This window comes from Bacillus sp. SSR7, from assembly GCF_055902415.1.
This window is the reverse complement of the sequence record NZ_JBVVXV010000005.1, coordinates 35,241-62,042: the sequence shown is the minus strand read 5'-3', so window position 1 is coordinate 62,042 and position 26,802 is coordinate 35,241. Positions and strand designations below refer to the sequence as shown.

Sequence of the window (26,802 nt, the reverse complement as noted above, 5' to 3'; positions counted from 1 at the left end):
TTTTAGTGAAGGACGGGAAAGAGATGGTCAGATTTCTTGGTGTTATTATTGGTTCTATTATTATTGCGATTGCCTTTAATCTTTTCCTTATCCCCCACAAAATTTTAAGTAGTGGAATTGGCGGAATTGCTATTATTTTAGGGATTGTAACTCCTGTAAACACAGGTATTATTAACTTTGTATTAAACTTACCTATCCTTATTTTAGGATACATAGGCCTTGGAAAAAAAGTAATTTTTAACACCATTGTCTCTGTTATTGTATTATCTGTTGCATTATACTACGTTCCAGTAAAAGTCGTAGCAACAGATCCACTTTTATCTTCTATCTTTGGTGGTGTCATTGCCGGAGCTGGTATCGGTCTTGTTTTTAACTGTAATGGATCAACTGGTGGATTTGATATTATCGGTATGTTGTTGTCTCGCAAAAGAGACATTAAACTTGGTGGATTCCTTATTATTTTAAATGCAGTCGTTGTTATTATTGCAGGATTCTTCTTCACTTGGGATGTTGCCCTTACAAGCTTACTTTCCATTTATGTAACTGGTAAAGTTATCGATGCTATTCATACGAAACATCGAAAGGTTACACTTATGATTGTAACAAATGAAGCAGAAAAAATGAAAAAACAACTTCTTTCAACTGTTGTACGTGGAATTACATTACTTGATGGCGAAGGTGCTTATTCTAGCGAAAAGAAACGTGTACTTATGACCGTTGTTTCTCGAGAAGAATTAGCAAGTATGAAATTAACAATTTCTGAAATTGACCCTCATGCATTCGTTAACATTACCGAAACGGTTGAAGTATTAGGATTGTTTAGAAAAGGTTAAAAAACTAGGTGGATTTCCACCTAGTTTTTATTTTCCATAAATTCAATTCGATTTCCGAACGGATCTGATACGTAAAATCTAATTACATCTGGACGTGCATGGTCATCTATTACTTCCATACCTTGCTTTATTAACTCTTGTTTAAATTCATCAATTTTTAAAACATAAAAAGCTGGATGCGCCTTTTTTGCTGGAATGAAGTTTTGCTCAACTCCGATATGAATCTCTTGATTTCCACACTTAAACCAACATCCACCACGCTTCTTTAATTCCTCTGGCTTCGGGATTTCCTCCATACCTATTTTTTCACCATAAAATTCTCGTGCTTCTTCTTCACACCCTACAGGCGCAGCTACTTGTACATGATCGATCCCTTGAATATAATTTCTCATTTTCTCTCCTCCTCTTCTACCCTAATGTTATAAGGAAAACCTACTCCTGTAACTTACAAATAATTTATAAAATAATATAAGCTCCTCTTATTATCACCTTGCACTCACTTTGCAAAAAATAAAAAAACAAAATTTATTCTATAACTTCCATTTTTTATAGAAATACACATTACATCTATATTATAGTTATGAATAGACAAATCTTTTTAGATGCTATTTGTACGGAGGAACTATTATGAGTCGTAAAAAATATTCATCAACTCAAAGAAAACGTCATCCGAAAATTTCTAGACGTTTACGCAACCATATACAAGATTGTTCATTAACAGAAATGTACGCATCTCTGTTCGAACACAACCCTGATGGTATTATTTCATTAAATTTAGAGGGAATTATTATACACACTAATCCTTCTGCTGAAAGAATACTAGGTTACACTTCTTCAGAATTAGAGCGGAAAAGCATTACCTCTATTTTAGAAGCTCATATTTCTGAGCAAGTATTACAAAATATAAAGAATACGGAAGCGGATAATCAACAAGAGTATATTTTATCTATTTATCATAAAGATGGATTCTTATTAGATGTCGTGACAAAACTAGTTCCTATTTTTGTCCAAAATCGTCTAACTGGCGTATATGCCATTATGAAGCCTCTTGAAAAATCAGAAAGAATTGAGAAAAAGCTTAAAGAAAGTGAGAAGAGGTTACGCACATTAGTAAACTCCATGCCTGCGTTTGTTATATTTAAAGATCATGAAGGGCGCTGGCTTGAGGCAAATGACTACGCACTTTCTTGCTTCAATTTCCATCATGTACCTTACCACGGAAAAAAAGATAGTGAACTCATTCAATATAATGAAGCGTACCGAGAAGCTTTTTTACATTGTGAAGAAGTCGATGAATTAGCATGGCAACAAAGACAAATTCTTCATGGTGAAGAATTTATTATTCATAGAGATGATTTCGACCTAATCTTAAGTATATCGAAAGTTCCTCTCTATCACCCTGACGGCTCCCGTAAAGGTCTTATCGTAATGGGAAGAGATATTACTGAGCTAAAGGAAACGGAAAAGTTATTACGAAAATCTGAAAAGCTCGCAGTAGTCGGACAACTGACAGCTGGAATTGCTCATGAAATTCGAAATCCACTCACTTCTCTAAAAGGTTTTCTAACATTGCTACTCCCTGAAATAAATGAGGAGCAGAAGTGGTATATCGATGTTATGTTAAGTGAAATTTCACAGATGGAATCTATCACGAGTCAATTTATGGCGATGTCTAAACCACAAGTATTAGCAATCCAAACTTGTAACATACAAACTTTAATTGAAGAGGTAGTTACATTTATTTTACCAACCGCAATTATGCATAGCGTTCATATCATTATGGATCATTTTGATTACGTATATGACATTCAATGTGACGGTAACCAATTAAAACAAGTTTTTATAAATATATTAAAAAATGCGATTGAAGCAATGCCAAATGGCGGAAATATTTTCATCCAAACAAAACCATTAGCAAATAATTTCATCTTAATACGGATTATCGATGAAGGTTGCGGTATCCCAGAAGATCGTATCTCCCGTTTAGGCGAACCGTTTTATAGTTTAAAAGAAAAAGGCACAGGGCTAGGATTAATGATGTGTTACAAAATAATTGAAGAACATCATGGTAAATTACACATTTCAAGCGAATTAAATAAAGGTACGGTCGTTGATATTCACCTACCACTTTCTTCACCTCATCTTGCAATCCAGTCTTAAATAATAAAAGAAGCATCTGCTAACGATTAGCAGATGCTTCTTTTATTATTTTTACTTATAGAACTGTTTTTCCATACCATTCTTTTGCTTTTTCTACTTCACCCATCGTTAATTGATGTCCTCTATTTTCCCAATGCATTGTTACATTAGCATTTGCATTTTGTAATAGTAGCTTCAACTCCTCTGACTCAGAAGATGAACAAATTGGATCATTCGTCCCAGCAGCAATAAACACGGATTTCCCAGCTAAATTAGGCAATTGCGTTCCTCTTCTAGGCACCATTGGGTGATGAAGCACAGCACCTTTTAACGCATTTTCGTAATGGAATAATAAGCTTGCCGCAATGTTTGCTCCATTTGAATACCCGATAGCTACAATGTTATTTCTATCAAATTCATATGCTTTTGCAGCTTCATCTAAAAACTCATTTAATTCCTTCGTACGGAAAATCAAATCTTCTTCATCAAAAATGCCTTCTGCCAATCTACGGAAGAAACGTGGCATGCCATTTTCTAATACATTTCCCCTAACGCTTAATACCGACGCTTCCGGATCAATTATTTCTGCAAGTGGTAATAAATCTAATTCATTACCACCTGTACCATGAAGTAATAACAACACTGGTTTTGACGTATCTTTTCCTTTTTGAAAAACATGTTTCATCATAATCCTTTTCCCCTTTCAATCACTTTAATCTAAATGTCTCACTTCAAACGGCAAAAGCGTTTGTTCAATCTGTTTTCTATGCTGTTCATATTGTTCCGGTAATTTTAATTCCTCACCCATCGTCTCTAACGATTCATCATGAGCGAAACCAGGAGGATCTGTAGCAATTTCAAATAAAATTTCACCGTGTTCTCTAAAATAAATTGCGTTAAAATAATTACGATCTTGTACAGGAGTTACGTGGTATCCAAAACGGGACACATGCTCTTTCCAGTCTAGCTGATCAGTATCGTCGCTCGCTCTCCAAGCAATATGATGCACTGTACCAACACCCATTTGGCCACGACCGATTGTTGATAACCTCAAGTCGATAATATTTCCAATCTTAGCAGAAGAACGGAATCGAACGAATTCACCTTCTTCTCCAATTTTCTCAAGACCCATAATATGTTCTAACAGTTCAGCAGTTTTTTGAGGCTGTGCCGATAATAGAACCGCACCACCAAATCCTTTAATTGCTACTTCTGGCGTAACTTCTCCAAAAGTCCAATTATTTAATTCACCCTCTTCTCTTTCTACTAATTCTATATGCAAACCATGTGGATCATCAAATTCTAAATACTGCTCTCCAAATCGAGTCATTTTTGTATACGAAACATCGAATTTTTCTAATCTATTTTCCCAAAACTCCATTGCACCTTTTGGTACAACATAAGAAGTGATCCCTACTTGACCGTCACCAATAACTCCTTGACGAGCACCTGCCCATGGGAAAAACGTAATAATTGTTCCAGGCTTTCCTCCTTCATTACCAAAATAAAGATGGTACGTACCCGGATCATCAAAATTTACTGTTTGTTTCACTAAACGTAAACCTAATACACCAGCATAAAAATCTACATTTTCTTGTGGATGTCCTACAATTGCTGTGATGTGATGTATCCCCATTGTTTTCTTTTCCATTTCGTCCACTCCTTTTTAATTCATTATAAAAATTGCTTTACATTAAAATTCATTATTCATTTTGTCCATACTAGAAAGTAAAATCCGTCACGATAATTTTATCTCGAATTCGAGATATTAATTATAAAATTACACATTAACGTTTAGCTTATCGAAATTATCTCGATTTCGAGATAATTTCCAAAAAACATTTCCTCACTTTAATACCATAATCAGTGAGGGTTTTACTGCCCATTAAAGTGGGATAAAACTTAATTTAGAATATCATTTACCTTGAACTTAACACTTATTATAAGTTACTTACTTTTCATTGTCAACAAGTTACTTATTTCATTTAAAATGAAAAGGGAGTAAACGCTATTCACCGTTTACTCCCTTTTCAAATCATTTCGTTTCTTCTTCCAGCACTGCTTCCATCTCATTAAATTCACGATGAATTGCTTTAACTGGTTCTTTCGTTAATAAACTTACAACAATTACAGCAAATAAGCTACAGAAGAATCCAGGTACCATTTCATACATAGTCGCTTTTAAACTTGGAATTTGTACCCAAGTAATTACAACTAATGCACCAACAATCATCCCAGCAAGAACGCCCCATTTGTTCGTTCTTTTCCAATATAAACTTAATAAAATGGCAGGTCCGAATGCTGAACCAAATCCTGCCCAAGCATAACCGACAAGTGTTAAAATTGTATCCCTTGGATGATATGCTAAAACAACTGCAATCATAGCTACTACTAAAACTGACAGTCTACCGATAAATACAAGTTCTTTATCACTTGCGTTACGACGGAAAAATGTTTTATAGAAATCTTCCGTTACTGCACTTGAAATAACAAGTAATTGCGAGGAAATACTACTCATAATAGAAGCTAATATAGCTGACAATAAAAACCCAGTAATGTACGGATGGAATAAAATGTTTGAGAATGTTACAAAGACCATTTCTGGGTCTTGTAATGTCCCATTATTTTTAGCATAGTAGGCGATACCAACCAAGCCAGTGAGCATTGCACCTATAATTGAAATCGCCATCCAACCGATACCGATTCTACGAGAAGTTTTCAAATCTTTAATAGAGGTAATTGCCATAAAGCGGACAATAATATGTGGTTGACCAAAATACCCAAGACCCCACGCCAAAAAGGAAATAATACCCAACACTGTGGTCCCTTTAAACATATCCAAATGCGATGCATCAACTTGCTTAATCGTATGGAATGTTTCTGTTACACCACCGACATCTGTAAAAGCAACAATTGGCACTAATACGAGAGCAATAAACATAATACAACCTTGCACAAAGTCAGTCCAACTTACTGCTAAAAAGCCACCGAATAATGTATAAGCAACAACGACACCGACAGTTACAAATAAACCAATTTTATAATCAAGGTTAAAAGAATTTTCAAACAAACGTCCACCTGAAACTAAACCAGCCGACGCATAAAATGTGAAAAATACTAAAATGACGATAGCGGAGACAAAACGAGGTATTTTCGTACGATCCTTAAACCGATTTTCTAAAAAGTCCGGAATCGTAATTGAATCATTTGCCACTTCTGTATACGTTCGCAAACGTGGGGCAAGAATTAAATAGTTTGCATAAGCGCCTATTAATAAGCCTATCGCAATCCATACACTTGATAATCCCGTTGCATACATCGTACCAGGTAATCCCATTAGCATCCAACCACTCATGTCAGAAGCACCAGCCGATAAAGCTGTAACTGCTGGACCAAGTCCCCTACCGCCTAACATATAATCTGATAAATCGGATGTCTTCTTATAAGACCAATAACCGATATACAACATACCTGCCATATAAATAGCAAGCGAAACCATAATCTCAATCTTCACCAAATCTCTCCCTTAGTTACATAAGCCATTCAAAATTTCGAAAAATGACTTTTTCTATTTTCTTGTTTTCGCTTATGGTTTCCTACCTTAACAAACATTTTTTGTTCTTTCAAGTGAACAGGTGCTTTTTACTACATGTGAAAACCTTTGTAAACGCCTTTATCCCAGTGGATTACCCGGTTTTCAAAAGAAATTAAAATATAAGTATTCAGAAAACAAAAAAACGCTTTTTCACTCCTTATTCCCATTTATTCAGCCTATAAATTTCCAAAAGAAAAAGCCATACAAATGCATGACTTTTAGCTTATTGGCATCGTAATTCTCTCTTTCTCTACGTAAACTTTACGAAATTTTATATAGCAGCCAATACGCCAAGGTACTATATAACAAACCGCAAGGGTGTAGAAAAGAATGCCGATTGACTTTGGATCTAAACCTTGTAAATGTCTTCTAAAATAAGCACGTAAAAGAACGATAACTAAAAATGTAGCAATAAAAGCAATACTTTTTTTCGCATAAATTTGACCATCTTCTCTCACTTCATATCCAGTTAAAATAATAAGTGGAATTGATAATAACAATCCAATCCCAGCAGCCACCCAAATTTGCCAATCAGCAAGTTGTATCGGTGCCGCATATAAAGAAAAAGCTGGTAATAAAAAGAATAATGGAAATAATAGTCGTCTTCCTTTATTTTTAATTGGTCGATTCATGGAACGCATACGTCCAAATATAACGAGTCCTATGACGAGTAAAAAAATTGTAATACTGTACGAACCTTGATCCAAATGAATCTCTCCCTAAAAATAGTCATTTTTAAAAACCTTTCCCATTATACTCTTAATATTTTCTAAAGAATATGATTATTCCTTCAAAAAATTTTACATATAAAATATATTTTTAGGTTTGATTTATTATAGGAAACAATTCTGAAAGAGGTACCACCCGCCCCACCTCATCTTTAAACACAATATGCTCTCTCGTTAAATAACGCGGACTCTTTACTCCCGCTGCTGCTGCAAGTGAGAACAAACTATATCTCATACTAACAACATAATTCATTACGCGCCATTTCTTCTCATACGGGTCTAGCGCTTTTTGATAGTGCGGATTTGTCGTGGCAACTCCAGATGGACATTGTCCGGAATTACACTGAAGCGCCATTATACAGCCACTTGCCATCATAAAACCACGTGCTGAATTTACAGCATCTGCACCAATTGCTAAAGCAATCGCCACTTTATCTGGTGTAATTAATTTCCCCGAGGCAAACACTTTGAATTTATCCCGAACATCATAATAATTCGCTGTATCAATACATGTTAGTAACGCTGGAATAAGCGGCATCCCCATACTATCTGCCATCGATTTATATGTTGCTCCTGATCCACCTTCTGAACCGTCAATTGTAATAAAATCTGGATAGATATTTAATTCTTTCATCGTTTTAAATAAATCTTCCAACGGCTGCTGCTGTCCGATTACAATTTTCATACCGATTGGTTTACCGCCAGTTTCTTGCAAACGCTGAATAAAATAAAGTGTATCTGCTGCATTGTTCAAAAATGAAAATCGATTCGGAGAATTAATCGTCTCTCCTACTCGTACATTCCGAACAGAAGCAATTTTCTCATTTACTTTTTGCCCCTCTAAATGACCACCACGTATTTTCGCACCTTGCCCAAATTTCAATTCAAATGCTTTAATATTACTTTCTTTCACTTTCTCCATAAATTTCTCCATTGAAAAATTCCCGTCCTCATCACGGTATCCAAATAGCCCTGGACCAATTTGCGCAACGATATTCGCCCCTGTATGTAAATGTTCTGGAATAACGCCACCTTCACCAGTATTAATCCACGATCCGCCTGCCATTTTCGCTCCAAAGCCGCTCGCTAAAATATAATTTTCGCCAATCGCACCGTAAGAAGTTGCAGATGCCCCAAACATGCCATACAGTTTCCACGGATATTTACGATTTTCGCCGACGATAATTGCATCATCTTCTTCGTACAGCCAAAGATTCGTTGTATCCGCTGTCAATTTTTCTCTCCGTGAAAATAATCCTTCTTTATGAATCACATACTTTTTCCCTTCACGCTCTTGCGTTACGTTCACACTTAATTCTTCTGTTAATACCGGAAACAACGTATTAGCAATATAATAACCAGATGCTTCAAAATCTCGTTTCGATCCAAAACCAAGTATTTCAGAGCGATACTTCGCTAAAAACATAACGCTTTGAAAATCGTAACGTGAAAAAGGTTTTCCATCTGTATCGTGATCAAACCAATATTGCCGGAATTCCGGCCCTATCTTTTCCAGTAAGTAACGCATTCTTCCTAAGTATGGATGTATTTTTAAAATAGAATGATGCGTCCGTTTTTTTATAAAAAATGTGATAATAAAAAAGACGATTAAAAGCAACATTAATAATAGTAATATACTAATAATAACGAGTAGCGTTTCACTCATCTCGCTTCCCCCTATGAAATTCCATAATAAAAGGAGAACACTCTATGTGTTCTCCTTTTATCTTTATTCAAATTAATGTAGCAAGATGCTCTTTCGCGTCATATTCAACTAAACTTTCAGCATGTTTAATTCGATGAACAAAATCTGGATTAGCAATTAACGGTCTTCCGAATGCAGCTACGTCAATTGTTCCTTCTTGTAGTGCTTCTTCTGCCTCTTTCGGATTCAAATTACCAACCCCAACAATCGTACCATCCCAATATTTTCTTACTAATTGATGAAAATTCTTTCCGTCAGCAATCACTTGCGTATAATTCATCGTTGAAGGGTGAATCATCGTTAATCCAACTTCTTTAAACATATTTACGAATGTTTCAATTGCCAGCTCAGGGTTTTCCCACATATAAGTAGGATTATCCCCTTTAAAAGCAGAGAAACGAAGAAGTGTTTTATCAGCTCCAACTGCTTCTATTACAGCCTCAGTTACTTCTTTCATAAACGTTAACCTTTGCTTTAAGTCACCGCCATATTTATCAGTACGCTTATTAGCAAACTCATAAGTAAATTGATCAATTAAATATCCGTGTGCACCATGAATTTCTACCCCATCAAACCCAGCTTCGATCGCGTTTTTCGCAGCCTGCGCGTATTGACTGATAACTTCTTGTATTTCTTCTAACGTCATTGCTTCTGGTGTATCAAATGGTTTACGAAAACGTGGAACATTCCCTTCTGCAGCGATTGCAGAAGGCGCTTGCGGCATTTGCCCACCAATTATTTCGTGATGACTCATACGTCCAACATGCCATATTTGAGCAATAATCGTCCCGCCTTCTTTATGTACTGCCTCTGTAACAGGTTTCCAAGAATTGATTTGTTCTTGTGTATAAATCCCTGGTACTCCTGGATTCCCTTTCGCTCTCGGACTAATGACAATTCCTTCTGTAATAATTAACCCAACTCCGTCAGCAGCACGTTTTCCATAGTATTCCGCTACATCAGCACCAACTACTCCAGTTTCATTATCTGCAAAGCATCTTGTCATCGGCGCCATCGCTATACGATTACGAAGAGACCAAGCTCCAACTTGAATTGGATCAAACAACTTTGTTTCTTCCGTATTTTCAAAATATCCCCAATTGTTTACATTTGTTCCTTCATAAATACTTGCCGCTTTCTTGTTCGAACTTGTCATGTTTCTTCCCCCTAAAAAAATTCTTACTACAATCGCATCATACTTACTTTTAGATAGTAACGTCAATTTATACGCTTCAACTACAAAACATTCGAATATTTAAAAATAAAATATTATGAATCAACAAAAAAAGGTTTCCTTAACTAGGAAACCTTTTTTTGTTGACCATATATGGCTGTCAATTTGTTTATCTCTCTTATATAAAAAATTATAATCTCTTCACATATAAAAAATCTCTTATCAATAGAAACGGGAATGGTTCAATATTCTTCTAAAAATAATAACTTATAAACCTAAAACAATGAAAGCCCTACCTCTCTTTCATCCTTACGGCTCCTTGTCCGTGCCAGTGTGAATCAGGATTGCAAAAATCAAGTAACTATTTTATCGAACTATTTAATTAAACTTCTAACATTCGTAAAAGAATTAAAAAATAAAAATGGATTTGATTGTAGTAATAACAAAAGAGGTTAATGCTCTAAAAGTGGTTTGAAAGAGTTGAATGTCTTTGAAATGATTGATTCTCTATAATTACGTTCCCAAAAAATTCAAGATCTTTTTTGGGATGCAATACATTATTTGTAATGAATCTTAACAAAAGCTTTTTATTTGATTTTCTGTGATACCTTCAATTAATCCCAGTTCACTAATCAAAAATTCATGTGCGTTATCTAACATTTTCTTTTCGCTTGCATTAAGTGCCTTTTCTTTCTGTATACGCATTAAATCACGCACAACCTCAGCACCTTCTTGCATTTTACCTGTTTTTATTTTATCAGTGTTCACTTTGTACCTTTGTTTCCACGTAAGTAATCTATCTGATTCTCCATGCTGAAAAATATCTATTATGTGTATTAATGCCGTGATATCTGTAACTGGTCGTATATTTGAATTCAATATTTTCCCTTCAGGAATCATTATTTCCATATTACTAGCCGACATTTTTATAACATAATACTGTTGTTTTTCCCCTGCAATTTCCTTCTCTTCTATGGCTTTAATTATACCTGCTCCTTGCATTGGATAAACAATGTTATCGCCAATTTGAAACAAATAATCCACCTCCATATATGGTAACCTTCTCAAGCTTAACACACTTTTAGTTTTTTAGCAAAATTTTTATTTTATCATAAAATTATTTTACACGTCAACACTTCAGAAGCAAGAATTTAAATTCACACAATACACTGTAAAAAACCGCAATTTTATTAACAGTTCCACACACATTCATTCTCTTTTAACATAAAAACACATCACTACATTTGAGTAGTAATGTGTTTTTGATATGGCATAAATAAAAATCTACTTTTCCGTCTATATACTAACCTGCTTACTAACTGTCTCTCTCGCCAAAAGAAAACTCATAATCACTTGTGCAGCTACTCGACTCGTCATATCTCTGAAATCAAGGGTTGGATCAATTTCTACAATATCCACCCCTTGAACAAGCGGCTCTTTGCCAAGAATTTCAATTGCATCAAGTAAAGTCGTACTGTCCATTCCGCCAGGACCAATCGCTGGACACCCTGGCGCAAATGCTTGATCTAGTACATCCATATCAAGAGAAATGTAAATAGAAGTCACGCCTTGCTTTCTTAATACTTCAATACTTTCCGTCATAATATCTTTTATTTCTCGCTCTCGTACATCTTTCATTGTATACACTGTCACGCCATGTTCTTTTGCATATTCATGGTACGCTCGTGCATTTGAAAAATTACGAATACCGATTTGAACGAGTTGTTTTCCTGTAATAACACCATTTTCTAGTAAACTACGGAACGGTGTACCATTTGACGGACCACCATCTTCTAAATTACGCAAATCATGATGGGCATCAAATTGAATAATACCGATTTTCCCTTTACTGTTTGCAAATCCTGTTATACTCGGAAAACTAATCGAGTGATCCCCGCCAAGAACGATTGGTATCATGTTCGGATTTACTTTCGTTACATGACTTACTGTTTTTGCAATTCGGTTATGACTTTCTTTTATATCCGTCACATGCATCGTAATATCACCGCAATCATATAAGACACTTTCTTTCATATCGTGTTCTTCTGTAATTGCGTACGTGCTATATGCATCTAACATCGCACGAATTGTTTTTGGAGCAAAACTTGCTCCTGAATGACTAATAGACGGTTTAGAAAGGGGTGCTCCAATTAAGGCCGCACCGAATATTTCCATGCCTTCCTCCCAATCTTTAATCATTTCACTCCATTTTGTCACTTCACGATCGATAAACTTGGCATTTCTCTTTAAATAGTGGCCGTGCTCCACGATTGTTCACCTCTTGTATATGCGATATTACCATTCTTCCATACTGTATTTACATGACTTACGCCGTAATGGTACGGTACGTAAGCATAGTTATAAGCATCCCATAACACTAAATCTGCCTTGCGACCTATTCTAATTTTCCCAGCTACATCACCACGATTAATTGCGTAAGAAGAGTTAACTGTTACGGCGTTCCAAACTTCTTCTGGTGTCATTTTCAGCTTGAGCATTGCGATGCTCATAATAAGCTGAATATTTTCCGTTGGACAGCTGCCTGGGTTAAAGTCTGTAGCTAACGCAACTGCAACACCTTCATCAATCATTTTTCGGCCGCGTGCAAAGCTTTCTTTATTTAAATAGAAAGTTGTTCCTGGTAATAAAGTGGCTACTGTATTAGAGTTTGCAAGCATTTCAATTCCTTTATCAGAAGCACCAACTAAATGGTCTGCTGATGCTGCACCGATTTCTGCCGCTGCTTCCGCACCACCAAGAGGGTCGATTTCATCTGCATGAATTTTCACATCAAAGCCAAGCTCTTTCGCTTTTAATAAAAATTCTTTTGATTCTTCTACTGAGAACACACCTGTTTCACAGAAAATATCAACGAACTCCGCTAATTGTTTCTCTTTCATTTCTGGTAATAGGTCTAACATCCATTGTAAAAATTCTTTCGATCTACCTTTATATTCTTTCGGAACTGCATGAGCCCCTAAAAATGTGGAAACTAAATCGACTGGATGCTCTTTTTGTAATTGTGCAGTTGCCTCTAATTGTTTCCATTCCGTCTCATCATCTAATCCGTAACCGCTCTTCGCTTCTACAGTAGTAACTCCGAAAGATAGCATACGGTCTAAATGGAATTTCGCTTTTTGAACAAGTTCTTCTTTCGACGCCTGTTTCGTTGCATTGACAGTTGAAAGAATACCTCCGCCTTGTTCTAAAATTTCTAAGTACGGAACTCCTTGTAATTTTAGTGCGATTTCATTTTCACGAGACCCACCAAATACAAGATGAGTATGCGGGTCGACAAGACCAGGAGAAACCATTTTCCCGTCGCAATCAATAACTTCTTTCGCCTGAAGTCCTTTCGCTTCTTCCACTGTTCCAACGAAAGTGATTACACCATTTCCAATTCCAACCACACCGTTTTCGATAACGGGAAGCGTGTTCATCGCTTCCCGTCTTAACAAGCCATCTTCTTGATCCATTGTTAGTAATTGACCGATATTTATTAGTAAAGTGTCCAGCATGTTTTCTCCTCCTTATTTCATCATTGGAATGTTAACGCCTTTTTCTTTCGCAGTTTCCACTGCTAAGTCATACCCTGCATCAACGTGACGAACAACACCCATACCAGGGTCAGAAGTTAATACGCGCTCAATACGTTTTGCCGCTGCTTCTGTTCCATCTGCAACGATAACCATTCCAGCGTGAAGTGAATAACCCATACCAACGCCACCACCGTGGTGAACAGATACCCAGCTTGCACCGTTTACACTGTTAATTAATGCATTTAAAATTGGCCAGTCTGCTACTGCATCACTACCGTCTTTCATCGCTTCTGTTTCACGGTTTGGAGATGCTACTGATCCGCAATCTAAATGGTCACGACCGATAACGATTGGTGCTGATAATTCACCATTTGCAACCATTTCATTAATTATGCGGCCAAATTTCGCACGCTCACCGTAACCAAGCCAGCAAATACGTGATGGAAGACCTTGGAATTCAACTTGCTGACGAGCCATACGAATCCAATTACATAAATGCTCATTATCCGCGAATTCACGTAAAATTACTTCGTCTGTTTTATAAATATCTTCTGGATCACCAGAAAGTGCTACCCAGCGGAATGGTCCTTTTCCTTCGCAGAATAATGGACGGATAAATGCTGGAACGAATCCTGGGAAATCGAATGCATTTTTCAAACCTTCATCGAAAGCAACTTGGCGAATGTTATTTCCATAATCAAATGTAATTGCGCCTTTTGCTTGCATAGCAAGCATTGCTTCCACATGTTTTGTCATGCTTTCTTTTGATAATTGTACATAACGTTCTGGATTTTCTTCACGAAGTTTTGCTGCTTCTTCTAACGTGTAACCTACTGGAATATAGCCATTTAATGGATCATGAGCAGATGTTTGATCCGTAACTAAATCTGGCGTAATATTACGCTTCACTAACTCTGGTAAAATTTCTGCCGCATTTCCTAATAAACCAATTGAAATTGGTTCTTTCTTCTCTTTATACTCGTCCGCAACCGTTAATGCTTCTTCTAATGATTCTGTATACATATCACAGTATCTCTTTTCAATACGACGATCGATGCTGCGCTTATCAACATCAATAGCAATAACAACACCGCCGTTCATCGTTACAGCAAGAGGTTGTGCACCACCCATACCACCTAAACCCGCAGTAAGTGTTAATGTCCCTTTTAATGAACCACCGAAATGTTGACGTGCCGCTTCACCAAACGTTTCATATGTTCCTTGTAAAATACCTTGTGTTCCGATGTAAATCCAGCTACCTGCTGTCATTTGTCCATACATCATAAGACCTTTCTTCTCTAGTTCACGGAAGTGATTCCAGTTTGCCCATTTTGGTACTAAGTTTGAGTTCGCTAACAGAACGCGCGGTGCATCTTCATGTGATTTAAAAATAGCAACTGGTTTTCCTGATTGAACAAGTAACGTTTCATCGCTTTCTAACGTTTTTAATGAATCTACAATCGCCTGATAGCTTTCCCAGTTACGAGCTGCACGGCCAATCCCGCCATATACAACTAATTCTTCTGGTTTTTCAGCAACTTCAGGATCTAAATTGTTCATTAACATACGAAGTGCAGCTTCTTGCACCCACCCTTTCGTTTGTAACTCAGTACCTCTTGGCGCGCGAATTGTTTGTTGTACTTTTTCCATTTCAATCTCTCCCTTTTCTCATTTTATAGTGCTGCGTTTACATCTAATCTTTCTTTTATTGAATAATTCGTTTTTAACCAATACGCAATATTTTCAATATCCGTTGAGAATATGCGGTCATTAGTAATAGAAGGTACTTGTTGACGACCTTGATGATAGAAGCTCTTCGTCACTGTACTCATATTTTCAATACCGCGATATTCTGCTGCTTGCATTGCACAAATCATCTCAATTGAAAGAACACGTCTTGCATTTTGAATAATTTGATGCGCATGGCGTGAAGCAATTGTTCCCATACTTACATGATCTTCTTGGTTAGCAGAAGACGGAATTGAATCTACACTCGCCGGATGTGCTAACGTTTTATTTTCAGAAACTAGTGACGCTGCAGCATATTGCATAATCATTGCACCTGACTGTAATCCTGGTTCTGGACTTAAAAATGGTGGTAAATCATTTAATTGCGGATTTACTAAACGTTCAATACGGCGCTCCGAAATATTTGCAAGTTCCGCCATTCCTACTTTTAAGAAGTCCATCGCAAACGCAATCGGTTGACCATGGAAGTTACCACCTGAAATTACTTTTTCTCCGCCATCAAAAATTAACGGATTATCTGTTGCTGCATTCATTTCAATTTCTAATTTTTCTTTCACATAATTTAAAACTTGCCAAGAAGCACCGTGTACTTGCGGGATACAACGAAGTGAATAGGCATCCTGTACACGTAGTTCTCCTTGTTTTGTTGTTAACTTACTATCATGAAGAATGTCACGAATTCTGCTTGCTACATCCACTTGCTCTTTATAACCACGTGCTTTATGAACATTTTCATCAAATGCATCAATAATGCCTTGTAACCCTTCAATTGTCATCGAAGCAATTAGTTCAGCTTGATACGCCGTTGCTTCTGCTTCTATATAAGAAAGAACTCCTTGCGCTGTCATCGCCTGCGTACCATTAATTAACGCCAGACCTTCTTTCGCTTCAAGTTCAATTGGCTCAAGCCCTTCTTCTGTAAGAGCAACCATTGCATGAACGCGTTTCCCCTTATAGAACACTTCACCTTCGCCTAATAATACGAGCGCAAGATGAGATAAAGGCGCTAAATCACCACTCGCACCAAGTGAACCTTGTTGCGGAACGACTGGGTGAATTTTACGATTTACAAACTCAAGAAGCATATTTACAACGAGCGGTCTAACACCAGATACTCCTTTAAGCATCGTGTTCGCTCGTAAAATTAACATACCGCGTGATACTTCTTCAGGGAATGGCTCGCCTATCCCACATGCATGTGACTGAATTAAATTGTGCTGAAGTGACTTTACATCATCTTTTTGAATTAGCACGTCACTGAACTTTCCAAATCCAGTTGTAATACCGTAAACGACTTTTCCGTCCTCTACAATTTTCTCAACTACTTCTCGGCACTCTGCCACCTTTTGCATACTAGTTGAACAAGCTGTTACACCTTCCCCTTCATGTAACAACCTCTTCATTTCTTCAATTGTCAATGTATGTCCTGTTAATGTAATCATTCTTTTTCCTCCTTAAAAAGGCAAAAGGGGGCCTTATCTTTTTAAGACAGACTTCTGTCCTAAAAAAAGTAAGGCCCCCTTCTAACTAATAGACTATGGGCAAATCATATGTGATTAATTCCTAAACCAATCGCCTCATGCTCAGATCCTTTTACAGGTGCACCAATCGTTCCATATAATGCAACAGCAACCCATTCGCCTTCTTTTTTTCCGTCGTATGGTGTACCGCGCACAATCGCAAAGCGAAGTCCTACTGTACGAAGAACGTCTGCTAACTGAATTTGACCTCTCGTCACTCCGTACAAAGCTTCCATAATTGCGTGATAAAGTGCATGTGTTTCTCTGTAAACGTCTGTTTCAATAACTTGGTTGCTCTTAGCCGCTGTTTCCATTGCTGCGACAACCTTTTGCGAATTCATCGAACCCACTTTCCCCGTACAATACTTCCAACCTTTTGGGATAGATAATACAGGGCTTTCATTCTCATCCGCAAGTGCCAACAGCATGGCCATACGACCAATTCGATGTGTTCCTTGAAGAAGCATGTGACTCTCTCATTTCTTTTAATTATTTGAATATTTCTTAATTTAAGAATATATGAAAACGGTTAAATCGTCAATAGTTTAAACTCACATTCAAATAATTTTTTCATCCCCTCCATTTGTGTACACAAATAATTTACACAATTTTTTCAGGCATGCTATAGTCTCACTAACAGATGCAAAGGAGCGAATTTTCAATGACAAAGCGAAAAGATATTCATTTTCGAATTGAAGAAAAATTACTTGAAAGGTTTGAAGCTGCACTCCATTACGAAGACTTAAAGAAAACCGACGTATTAACACATGCGATTCAGCAATTTTGCACGAAGGTGGAGTGTGAAAAAATGAATGATGTAAAACGCCAATACAACGTAAGTAACCATTTACAAACACGTATTGATACGCATAAACATTATGAAGAAAAACAAGTGAATTTAGATAAAGTCGTCATGGAACATTTACAACTTCAAGGAGACGAAAAAATATTAGAGGTTGGGTGCGCTAATGGAAATTTCCTTTCCCTTTTACAAACTAACGGTCATAAAGGACAACTAACCGGTTTTGATCAATCGAAAACGATGCTTTCTGAAGCTGTAATAAAGAATAGCATAATTGAATGGAGACAAGGTGACGCTGGTAAACTTCCTTTCGAAGCTAATGGCTACGACTGGATTATCGCAAGACATATGTTATATCACATGAAAAATGTCGAAAAAACACTTCAAGGATTCCATAAAGTAATTCGTCCCGGTGGCTCACTTTTAGCTACAACAAATTCTAACGTTACACTACCTCGTATAGTTGAAATGTGTAACCGCATGTTAGACGCATTTGATTTACCGAAAACAACATCATCAGTCACTCCATTTTGTTTAGAAAACGGTAAAGAGATATTACAATCTGTTTTTCCAACTGTTGAAGAAACAGTTATTCATAATGCTCTTATTTTTCGTCAGGCTACTCCGATTGTAAACTATATTTCTAGCATGTTTCCGTCGCTAAATATACCTGATAATACATACCTTCACGCCGAAATGAAAGAATGGCTAAACGCAGAAATAGAAAATGAATTGTCACTTCATAACGGTATATGGCGCGATCCGAAAACGTTAGCCATTTATCGATGTCAAAAAGAAAAAAGCTAGCATTCGCTAGCTTTCACACGTTTTCTGGCAAAAGCTTCTCCATCATCACATTGCCCTTACCACCATAAAAATTTGTATTATGTTCATTCGCTACTCCAAAATAAGAGGCAATCGCTATTCCGAATGGTACAAATGCATGCCCCTGTGCTGTAATAATATTTGAGTGTTGCACAACTTCTTCATACACAAAATTTTCTACTGGAAAACAATCTAATTTTTGATAATCCATAGTCACCGTATACGAGATTTCTTTGAATAAGCCTGCTTTTGCTAGCGCATACGGTCCAGCACAAATAGCAGCTATTAATTTTTCTTGTTCGTGAAATTGACGGATAACTGAAAAGAGTCCGTCTGCATCCTTCACATGTATCGCATCTCCGCCTGGAATAATAATCCCCTCATATTCTTCTACACGTACTTCACTTAATTCTATATGCGGTTGCACTTGCAAACCTGTTTCACTTATAATCAATTCTTTCTTTAAACTCGCTGTAATGATTTCATATTTGTTTTTCAACAATGCCGTTGCTACAGTAATTTCAAACTCAGCAAATGTTGGATATACAAATAAAAGTATTTTTTTCATATCCCTCTCTCCTTTAACCAATCCATAAAATATACCTCTAACTCTTCCGCTGTTAATCTATTCGTGTCCACATAAGTTACAGGAAATTGTTTATACCAATCTTTTTCAGTTTCTACTAATTTAAATTGCTCCTCAAATGTACTTCGTTTTCTAGCTCTATCATTATTTTTTCTATCATATACATTTTTTTCCGTCACATCTAAATAAAAAATCGCATCCGAACGGCATTCTCTTAATTTATATAATTCATCTTTTAATTCGGTTTCTATATCCCACTCTTCTCCTATAATCGTTGGATAAAAGAGTGTAAAAAACTCAATGTCTTCTGGCCCGCGATCAAAAATCACAACTGCATCTTTTACATTTTGAAATTCCTTTATTTTTGCTTCCATAAACATTTTTTGATTTAGAATAAACCCTTCTTTTGAATTCATATCCAAATTTAATACTTTTCGCTTTTTTACAATTGGATAAGGATTTTCATATATAACTGAAAGCCCTTGTCGCTCTAGCCTTTTAGCCAATGTCGTTTTTCCGCTTGCCATCGGTCCTTGGAGTGAAATTACATATGCCATTCCTCTCATTCCCTTGCACTTTAGTAAAACTATAATATACTGAATTTTTAAAACAATCAACAAAATATATATCATCTTGTTTCTTATTCTTATGTAACTTATAATAAAAAATAGAGATTATGACGGACGCATCAATAATGTAAGCTTGGAAATCCAAGCTTACATTATTTTTTGCTTTCCCTTTTCTAATAAAAAGAGTATACTAGATTAGAACGTATGTTCTTAATGATTACATACAGTAAGGAGATAGAACAATGGTATACGACACAAAAGCAATTTCTTGGAACGAGTCTTTAAAACAACTTCAACGCCGCTATACAAACAAACAAGTTGACCGAAAAGAATTTGAGGATATTGAACTGATGGAATTCTTCCGCGATAACGACTACATTTCTTTACCTACACATATAAGCGGCCTATCAACAGCACGTTTTACTTCTTACTCTATTTTCACAACTGAAGATAAAGATCGTAAAGTTGGCACATTAATCATTGAATATGTAGAAGATGATAATAATAATTTATGTGTGGAACAACTATACTTTGTTTAAATGATAACGCTTGGTCAAAATGACCAAGCGTTCTTGCTTTCTATGAATCCCACTGTTTATAATATGAATAAAAGAAAACCGCAATCATTAAGGGGGGATACACTTGCTCGAAGGATGGTTCAGTTGGTTTATTGTGCTATGGACTGTTATTTTATTAGGACTTATGTCAATCGGTGGATATTTTATGTTCAGAAAATTTTTAAAACGATTACCAAAAGAAGATGGTATGTCCATTTTAGATTGGGAAGAGCACTATATTAATAAAACGAGACATTTATGGGATGACGAACAAAAACAATTGTTAGAAGAGCTCGTAAGTCCTGTTCCAGAACTATTTCGCGATGTTGCTAAATCTAAAATTGCTGGCAAAATCGGAGAGCTTGCATTACAAGAAAAAGCCTCTCAAATTACACAAGATTTAATTATTAAAGGGTATATTATCGCTACACCGAAACGTGATCATAAATTTTTAGTAAAAAAACTACAAGAAAAAGAGATTGATTATTCAAATTATAAAACTTTATTAGCAAAATAATCTTCATTTTTCAAACACTTTAACCGCAAGACTAAACAATTTATACGTTGCGATTGGAACAAAAAATTATTAATAATATCAATAAAAAAACAGCGTCTTTGACGCTGTTTTTTCTGTACAGATATATACTTCACGTTAATTTCATATCTTTTTCATTATAAAAACCATCTTCTTTTTCCATTTCCTTCTGTAATTTCGTAAAGGAACGGTACATCGCAATTCTCCATGACACAATCATCGCAAATGCCAGTAAGAAGAACATACCACTAAGTTGTCCTAAATCAAGAGATTGGCTTAAGTATGTTTTAAATACAATCCGCACGACAAGTAATCCAATTAATATAAAAACAAATGCTTTGGAACGCTTCAAATAAATCTCTTGTCCTCTAATTTCAAATTTAGATGTTTTAATAAGAAAGATAGAGAAAAACAAACCGACTCCAATTGCTTCTAACATTTCTGCTGGAGTTAATCGAAATTCAGGAAAAACATACATCAATGCTCCCGTACTCATAAAAAATGGTGGAAGTATAATTTTTTTCAATGTTGCAGGTTTCTTAGCTGCTTTCAAGCGGATAAACATCGCACCAACGGCCATACAAACAGCAACGATACTGGATAAAACAACTATGTTCATATTTTCTCATCCTTTTTTGTGGCTATATGCAAAATATACTTTCATTATATGCTTTTCCGTTAGTATTTCCAACATTTTCACAGAATAATACTAAAAACCAGTAAAACCACCAAATAAACTTGAGAAATATACAATAATCTTTGTCATCCAGTTAAAGTATAAGAAGACACCCATGATAATCATAACGTATCCCCCAATTTTCATGAACTTCATACTATTTCTTTTAATCCAAGACATTTTCGTAATAAAGAATGATAGTACGAAAAACGGGATAGCGAATCCAAGTATGTATGCAATCATATAAATCATTGCAGACTCTGGGTTCGTTGCTGCTAATCCAATTACCGATACTAAAATAGGTCCAGTACAAGGAGTCCATCCTGCGGCAAACGCCAATCCAATTAATACGGATCCAAAATAACCACTCGGACGATTCTTAAATGTAAATTTACGGTCTTGCATTAAAAACTTCGGCTTAAATACACCGATAATAATTAAACCGAACACGATGATAAATATACCACCTAACTGTCTAATTAAATCTTTATAATTCGTAAAAATGCCCCCGATAAAGCTTGTACCAAATCCAATTGCAATAAATATAATTGAAAATCCAAGTAAGAAAAACGCTGTATGTATCATACTTCTTTTGCGAAGCATTGCATTTTCTTCTTTCAACTCAGAAACCGACATACCTGTTATGTACGATAAAAATGCCGGATAAAGCGGTAAGCAACATGGGGAAATAAATGATAAAAACCCAGCGCCAAACGCTAAAAAAATACTAATATCTTGCATTATTCCACTCCTCTCCTTACATATTGTAGCAAAAACATATAAAAATACTATGAACAATTCGTGAAATCACTTTTCCAACGTGATAATAAGAAAAACTATCCTTTCACACTTTTTCTAAAAAAACGTTTTCATTCCCTTCTATTGTATAGAAAAATCTCAATTAAACTACAAAACCTCTCTAATGTTATTAACATAACAAAGGTAATATAGTTTCTCAAATGATTAGCATGTTATTCGTACGTCTATATACGTATTGATTAAAAAATATTTTTTTCAAATGCTGTCTTTATACAGTACAAACCTGATTTTACAATACTTCTATTATTACTAATTTCAAGATTATGCATAAATATCATACTTTTATTATTATTCTATAAAATGTCACACTTTTCTTTTATTTGACCCTTCATTTTTAATTTTGTATACTTCCCTCTAGTTATATATGTCCGTTACGGAACAATTTCATATAGATGGGAGGAATTTTTCATGCTTCGTTATTCTCTTTTAGTTTTATTAGGAGCGTGTAGTTATGGGATTTTAGCTATTTTCGTTAAACTTGCATATGCAGAAGGATTTTCACTTGGAGAGGTAATTGGCAGCCAATATTTGTTCGGTTGGATTATTTTGCTTGCTATTACACTTCTATTTTCTAGACATCGTGTTCCATTAAAACAAGCATTAATTTTATTCGTTGCAGGCACATCTGCAAGTTTCACTGGAATTTTTTATTATGCTTCATTAAAAACTGTACCAGCATCTATCGCCATTATACTTTTATTCCAGTTCGTTTGGGTCGGAATTATTATTGAAGCAGTCGCAACAAAAACTTTACCTTCAAGAGAAAAAGTTATTTCTGTTATTTTCTTACTTGCAGGTACATTTTTATCAAGTGGTTTACTAGAAAAATCAGCAGGTGATTTCGATACGACTGGAATCATATTAGGTTTATTATCTGCTGTTACATTTGCAACATACATTTTCGTGAGCGGAAAAGTTGCTGTTGAAGTACCTTCATTACCACGCGGTGTTCTTTTAATGGCTGGTGCTTTAACTTTAGTAATGATCGTATTCCCTCCAACATTTATTTTTAACGGTGCAATTTCTGAAGGACTTTGGAAATACGGTTTAGGTTTAGGAACATTCAGTATCGTCATTCCTTCTATCGCCTTTACAATTGGTATTCCAAAGATTGGTTCTGGCTTAGCAACTATTCTTGGCGCTGCGGAACTACCTGTTACAACAATTATGTCTGTATTCATTTTAAAAGAAGCTGTACTATCTTCACAATGGTTCGGTGTATCACTTATTTTAATCGGGATTGCAATCCCGCAAATTGCTTATGCAATGCGTGGACGTTATCGTAAACATCATACACACAAAAAATTGGCAGCATAAACGAGAGAGGATTTTCATTTGAGAATCCTCTCTTTTAATATTGTATACTTAATGTAAATACTTTATTTAAGAAAGAAGGCATTATAAGTGGCAGCAACTCTAGAGCAATTAACTGAGACGCTAATTTCTATTCGTCGAAATTTACATGAGCATCCAGAACTATCATACGAAGAATTTGAAACGACGAAAGCTATAAAGAATTGGTTGGAAGAGAAAAACATTACGATTATAAATTCTAATTTAAAAACAGGCGTTATTGCTGAAATTTCGGGGAATCGTAACGGACCACTTATAGCAATCCGTGCTGATATTGATGCCCTACCTATTCAAGAAGAAACAAATTTGCCGTACGCTTCAAAAATTCACGGTAAAATGCACGCTTGTGGACATGATTTTCATACAGCTGCTATTATAGGTGCCGCTTATTTATTAAAGGAAAAAGAGTCTTCTCTTAGCGGAACTGTACGCTTTATATTCCAGCCGGCTGAAGAAAGTAGTAATGGTGCTTGCAAAGTCATCGAAGCCGGGCATCTACATGGTGTGCAAGCTATTTTCGGTATGCATAATAAACCTGATTTACCAGTAGGTACAATCGGTATTAAAGATGGTCCACTGATGGCCGGAGTTGATCGATTTGAAATTCACGGAGTTGGTACACATGCAGCTGTACCAGATGCTGGGGTAGACCCTATTGTCGCGTCCTCTCAAATTGTTATGGCACTCCAAACAATTGTAAGCCGAAATATAAGTTCTTCACATAATGCCGTCGTTAGTGTCACAAACATCCATTCAGGAAATACGTGGAATGTTATTCCTGAAAAAGCAACGTTGGAAGGAACTGTACGTACATTCCAAACGGAAACACGTGAAAAGATTCCCGCACTCATGAAACGTATTATTCAAGGAGTTTCTGATGCATTAGGTGTAAAAACAGAATTTCGTTTTTATGCAGGTCCTCCTGCTGTTCATAACGATACCTCTCTAACAAACTTATCGACTCAAGTTGCAGAAACAATGAATTTAAATATCATCTCCCCTACCCCTTCAATGGCCGGAGAAGATTTTTCTTTTTATCAACAAGAAATACCTGGTTCATTCGTCTTTATGGGAACGAGTGGTACACATGAATGGCATCATCCAAGCTTTACAGTAGATGAGCGAGCGTTACCTATAAGTGCAGAATACTTCGCTTTGTTAGCTGAAAAAGCACTTAAACACTTTTCCTAAAAAAGGAGCCGTTAAGAAATGCTTAACGGCTCCTTTTTTAAGTTAAATCACGTTTTAAAAATACTGTATAGGAAATGATTAAAAATACAAATAAATACAGTAATAACATACATGATGCAAACGGGAACGTTACTCCATCAATAAAGCTTCCATTCTTTGCAATACTGTATAAATCTGTGTTTGCTGGCAATAAATATTTCGCCCAATCATATCTAGTTGCTGCTAGTAATGCGATGTTTCCTGATAAAGCGAGAAATAGTGAAATACCAATCGCGCCTCCGCTAGATCTTGTTAGCACAGAAATCATAAATGCAAACGCTGCGTACACAATCGTCGGCAACCACGATAAAATATAATACTTACTAGCTTCTACAAAAATATTTTGTTTTATAATATTTCCATCTTGGAAAATAAACTCGCTCCATGCAGGCTGCTGGAATTTATAAATAACAAGCCCACATAAAATGGAAAAAATCATATTAAATATAAACAATAACGCTGCAAATATGACAATTGCTAAAAATTTAGCTGTCAAAATTTTAAAGCGACTCGCTGGTCGTATTGTTAAAAATTTATATGTTCCCCAGCTATATTCATTCGCAAAAATTGTACTTGCATACACGAGGATAAACGGAAGTAATATTGGAAATACGATAAAGCCTGTATCTCTCATGAAAGAAAGTGGAGAACTACTTGCCGGTGCTGTATCTGTATCTAAATGCTTCATCTTAAGCTGATATTCCTTTACAAGCTCATCCCCAGATCGTTCCGCTAAAATTGCTTCTTTTTCCATGCCTAGCTTTTTCTCAATTTCTACAGTTCGTTCTGTATAATCAGCTTTCCATCCTTTTGTTTCCGGCTCCAAATACTTTACAGTAACCCATCCTAATCCGATTATTAATACTGCAATAACTGCAAATGGAATAATCGTTCGCTTTCGCTTAAATATTTTATACAATTCGTTATACACTAAATTAAACAATATCTTTTCCCCCTGTTAATTCTAAAAATTGCTCTTCTAACGTTTTTCTTTCTTCATATACACGATACACTTGAATGTTTTTCTCAAGCAATGTACGAATAACATTTGGGATTTCTTCATCTTTTACATGAATAAGTAAATCATTACCTTTTATTAAAACATCTTGGTCTAACATTTCTGCCGCTTTATTCGCATCATCTACGCGTATACGGATTGTTTCCATCTCTTCACTTTGATTATGCTGAATATTTTGCGTCGCGACATATTCTCCGTGCTGAATAATGATAACTCTATCACACATTAATTCAACTTCTGAAAGTAAGTGACTAGATACAAGAACAGCTTTTCCTTGTTCATGTGCAATTTTCTTTATGTACATTCTCATTTCATGTATTCCACTAGGATCTAATCCATTCGTTGGTTCGTCTAATATTAATACATCTGGATCATGAATAAGCGCTTGAGCAATTCCTAAACGTTGTCTCATGCCGAGTGAATATGCTTTTACTTTGCGGTCAATTACTTGTCCCATTCCTAACAATTTCACTACTTCATCGATACGTTCTTCTGTCACGTTCCCATTCATGCGTCCGAAATATGTTAAATTTTCATAGCCACTCAAGAAAGGATAAAATTCCGGTGTCTCAATTACTGCTCCAATTTTCGAAGCAGTACTTTCAAATTGTTGTTTTACAGATTGACCATCAATCCAAACTTCGCCCTCTGTCATACGAATCATGCCGACCATCATTCTCATTAAAGTCGTTTTTCCAGCGCCATTTGGTCCGAGCAAACCAACTACTTCACCCTTTTTAACTTCAAAACTAATATTTTCTACAAGTGTCTTTGAACCGATTCGCTTCGTTAACCGCTCGACCTTTACAATTGATTGTTCATTTGTCATTCTATACAACCTTTCCTTCCC

At 35.9% G+C, this 26,802-nt stretch carries 26 protein-coding genes; 7 read left to right on the top strand and 19 right to left on the bottom strand.

Annotated features, from left to right (window positions below; translation table 11 throughout):
- Window positions 1-23: 23 nt before the first annotated feature.
- Entirely contained in the window at window positions 24-833 is an 810-nt protein-coding gene (locus tag AC0NJG_RS11700) for a YitT family protein (protein WP_000251336.1), read from the top strand.
- Between the two features lie 20 nt (window positions 834-853).
- Here the strand turns inward: AC0NJG_RS11700 and AC0NJG_RS11695 are convergent, their stop codons facing one another.
- Window positions 854-1,225: a VOC family protein gene (locus AC0NJG_RS11695; RefSeq protein WP_087954600.1), complete on the bottom strand. Its 372-nt coding sequence runs from the start codon at window positions 1,223-1,225 to the stop codon at window positions 854-856.
- Window positions 1,226-1,460: 235 nt separating this feature from the next.
- Here AC0NJG_RS11695 and AC0NJG_RS11690 point away from each other — a divergent pair, with 235 nt between their 5' ends.
- Window positions 1,461-2,993: a BA3702 family sensor histidine kinase gene (locus AC0NJG_RS11690; RefSeq protein ID WP_087954599.1), complete on the top strand. Its 1,533-nt coding sequence runs from the start codon at window positions 1,461-1,463 to the stop codon at window positions 2,991-2,993.
- A gap of 55 nt (window positions 2,994-3,048) precedes the next feature.
- On the opposite strand, the gene AC0NJG_RS11685 is transcribed toward AC0NJG_RS11690, so the two are convergent.
- From AC0NJG_RS11685 to hutP, 12 genes are all read right to left on the bottom strand, one after another.
- Window positions 3,049-3,660, bottom strand: a complete 612-nt coding sequence (locus tag AC0NJG_RS11685; RefSeq protein WP_087954598.1) for an alpha/beta hydrolase — start codon at window positions 3,658-3,660, stop codon at window positions 3,049-3,051.
- Window positions 3,661-3,684: 24 nt separating this feature from the next.
- On the bottom strand, window positions 3,685-4,623 hold the full coding sequence (locus AC0NJG_RS11680; protein WP_087954597.1) for a ring-cleaving dioxygenase: 939 nt from the start codon (window positions 4,621-4,623) through the stop codon (window positions 3,685-3,687).
- Between the two features lie 384 nt (window positions 4,624-5,007).
- Entirely contained in the window at window positions 5,008-6,486 is a 1,479-nt protein-coding gene (gene putP / locus AC0NJG_RS11675) for a sodium/proline symporter PutP (protein WP_474063081.1), read from the bottom strand.
- A 299-nt stretch (window positions 6,487-6,785) separates the two neighbouring features.
- Window positions 6,786-7,274, bottom strand: a complete 489-nt coding sequence (locus AC0NJG_RS11670) for a CcdC protein domain-containing protein (RefSeq protein ID WP_087954596.1) — start codon at window positions 7,272-7,274, stop codon at window positions 6,786-6,788.
- A gap of 112 nt (window positions 7,275-7,386) precedes the next feature.
- A complete protein-coding gene (locus AC0NJG_RS11665) occupies window positions 7,387-8,961 on the bottom strand; it encodes an FMN-binding glutamate synthase family protein (protein WP_087954595.1) in 1,575 nt (524 codons plus the stop codon).
- A 67-nt stretch (window positions 8,962-9,028) separates the two neighbouring features.
- Window positions 9,029-10,156, bottom strand: coding sequence for an alkene reductase (locus tag AC0NJG_RS11660; RefSeq protein WP_087954594.1), 1,128 nt, complete (start codon window positions 10,154-10,156; stop codon window positions 9,029-9,031).
- Between the two features lie 591 nt (window positions 10,157-10,747).
- The gene (locus AC0NJG_RS11655) at window positions 10,748-11,209 is read right to left on the bottom strand and encodes a CarD family transcriptional regulator (protein WP_172796753.1); all 462 of its coding nucleotides are present in this window, start codon (window positions 11,207-11,209) and stop codon (window positions 10,748-10,750) included.
- A gap of 261 nt (window positions 11,210-11,470) precedes the next feature.
- Window positions 11,471-12,442 (bottom strand): formimidoylglutamase, encoded by a 972-nt coding sequence (gene hutG, locus AC0NJG_RS11650; RefSeq protein ID WP_474063080.1) that lies wholly within the window; start codon window positions 12,440-12,442, stop codon window positions 11,471-11,473.
- Window positions 12,421-13,692, bottom strand: a complete 1,272-nt coding sequence (hutI, locus tag AC0NJG_RS11645) for an imidazolonepropionase (protein ID WP_474063079.1) — start codon at window positions 13,690-13,692, stop codon at window positions 12,421-12,423. Before hutI ends, hutG begins: the two co-directional genes overlap by 22 nt.
- Window positions 13,693-13,704: 12 nt before the next feature.
- Window positions 13,705-15,363, bottom strand: coding sequence for a urocanate hydratase (gene hutU / locus AC0NJG_RS11640; RefSeq protein WP_474063078.1), 1,659 nt, complete (start codon window positions 15,361-15,363; stop codon window positions 13,705-13,707).
- Between the two features lie 23 nt (window positions 15,364-15,386).
- Window positions 15,387-16,904, bottom strand: a complete 1,518-nt coding sequence (hutH, locus tag AC0NJG_RS11635) for a histidine ammonia-lyase (RefSeq protein WP_474063077.1) — start codon at window positions 16,902-16,904, stop codon at window positions 15,387-15,389.
- Between the two features lie 104 nt (window positions 16,905-17,008).
- Window positions 17,009-17,449, bottom strand: coding sequence for a hut operon transcriptional regulator HutP (gene hutP / locus AC0NJG_RS11630; protein ID WP_000926516.1), 441 nt, complete (start codon window positions 17,447-17,449; stop codon window positions 17,009-17,011).
- A 194-nt stretch (window positions 17,450-17,643) separates the two neighbouring features.
- On the opposite strand from hutP, the gene AC0NJG_RS11625 reads away from it, so the two are divergent.
- Window positions 17,644-18,591: a class I SAM-dependent methyltransferase gene (locus AC0NJG_RS11625; RefSeq protein ID WP_140168778.1), complete on the top strand. Its 948-nt coding sequence runs from the start codon at window positions 17,644-17,646 to the stop codon at window positions 18,589-18,591.
- 13 nt (window positions 18,592-18,604) lie between these two features.
- Here AC0NJG_RS11625 and AC0NJG_RS11620 read toward each other — a convergent pair whose 3' ends face one another.
- The gene (locus AC0NJG_RS11620; protein WP_087997358.1) at window positions 18,605-19,177 is read right to left on the bottom strand and encodes a DJ-1/PfpI family protein; all 573 of its coding nucleotides are present in this window, start codon (window positions 19,175-19,177) and stop codon (window positions 18,605-18,607) included.
- Window positions 19,174-19,761, bottom strand: coding sequence for an AAA family ATPase (locus tag AC0NJG_RS11615; RefSeq protein ID WP_140168777.1), 588 nt, complete (start codon window positions 19,759-19,761; stop codon window positions 19,174-19,176). The genes AC0NJG_RS11620 and AC0NJG_RS11615 overlap by 4 nt, the downstream gene beginning before the upstream one ends.
- A 245-nt stretch (window positions 19,762-20,006) precedes the next feature.
- On the opposite strand from AC0NJG_RS11615, the gene AC0NJG_RS11610 reads away from it, so the two are divergent.
- On the top strand, window positions 20,007-20,303 hold the full coding sequence (locus tag AC0NJG_RS11610; protein WP_000262403.1) for a hypothetical protein: 297 nt from the start codon (window positions 20,007-20,009) through the stop codon (window positions 20,301-20,303).
- Between the two features lie 103 nt (window positions 20,304-20,406).
- Entirely contained in the window at window positions 20,407-20,838 is a 432-nt protein-coding gene (locus AC0NJG_RS11605) for a DUF2621 domain-containing protein (protein WP_000889382.1), read from the top strand.
- Window positions 20,839-20,968: 130 nt separating this feature from the next.
- Here the strand turns inward: AC0NJG_RS11605 and AC0NJG_RS11600 are convergent, their stop codons facing one another.
- On the bottom strand, window positions 20,969-21,475 hold the full coding sequence (locus AC0NJG_RS11600; protein ID WP_001028639.1) for a CcdC family protein: 507 nt from the start codon (window positions 21,473-21,475) through the stop codon (window positions 20,969-20,971).
- Between the two features lie 90 nt (window positions 21,476-21,565).
- Entirely contained in the window at window positions 21,566-22,273 is a 708-nt protein-coding gene (gene ccdA / locus AC0NJG_RS11595; protein WP_087954585.1) for a cytochrome c-type biogenesis protein CcdA, read from the bottom strand.
- A gap of 486 nt (window positions 22,274-22,759) precedes the next feature.
- Between ccdA and AC0NJG_RS11590 the strand changes: the two genes are divergently transcribed.
- On the top strand, window positions 22,760-23,668 hold the full coding sequence (locus AC0NJG_RS11590; RefSeq protein ID WP_061657365.1) for an EamA family transporter: 909 nt from the start codon (window positions 22,760-22,762) through the stop codon (window positions 23,666-23,668).
- An 87-nt stretch (window positions 23,669-23,755) separates the two neighbouring features.
- On the top strand, window positions 23,756-24,895 hold the full coding sequence (locus AC0NJG_RS11585) for a M20 peptidase aminoacylase family protein (RefSeq protein ID WP_474063076.1): 1,140 nt from the start codon (window positions 23,756-23,758) through the stop codon (window positions 24,893-24,895).
- 37 nt (window positions 24,896-24,932) lie between these two features.
- Here the strand turns inward: AC0NJG_RS11585 and AC0NJG_RS11580 are convergent, their stop codons facing one another.
- The gene (locus AC0NJG_RS11580; protein ID WP_046198981.1) at window positions 24,933-25,877 is read right to left on the bottom strand and encodes an ABC transporter permease; all 945 of its coding nucleotides are present in this window, start codon (window positions 25,875-25,877) and stop codon (window positions 24,933-24,935) included.
- Complete coding sequence (locus AC0NJG_RS11575; RefSeq protein ID WP_000180642.1) at window positions 25,870-26,781, bottom strand: ABC transporter ATP-binding protein; 912 nt, start codon at window positions 26,779-26,781, stop codon at window positions 25,870-25,872. The genes AC0NJG_RS11580 and AC0NJG_RS11575 overlap by 8 nt, the downstream gene beginning before the upstream one ends.
- Window positions 26,782-26,802: the final 21 nt, after the last annotated feature.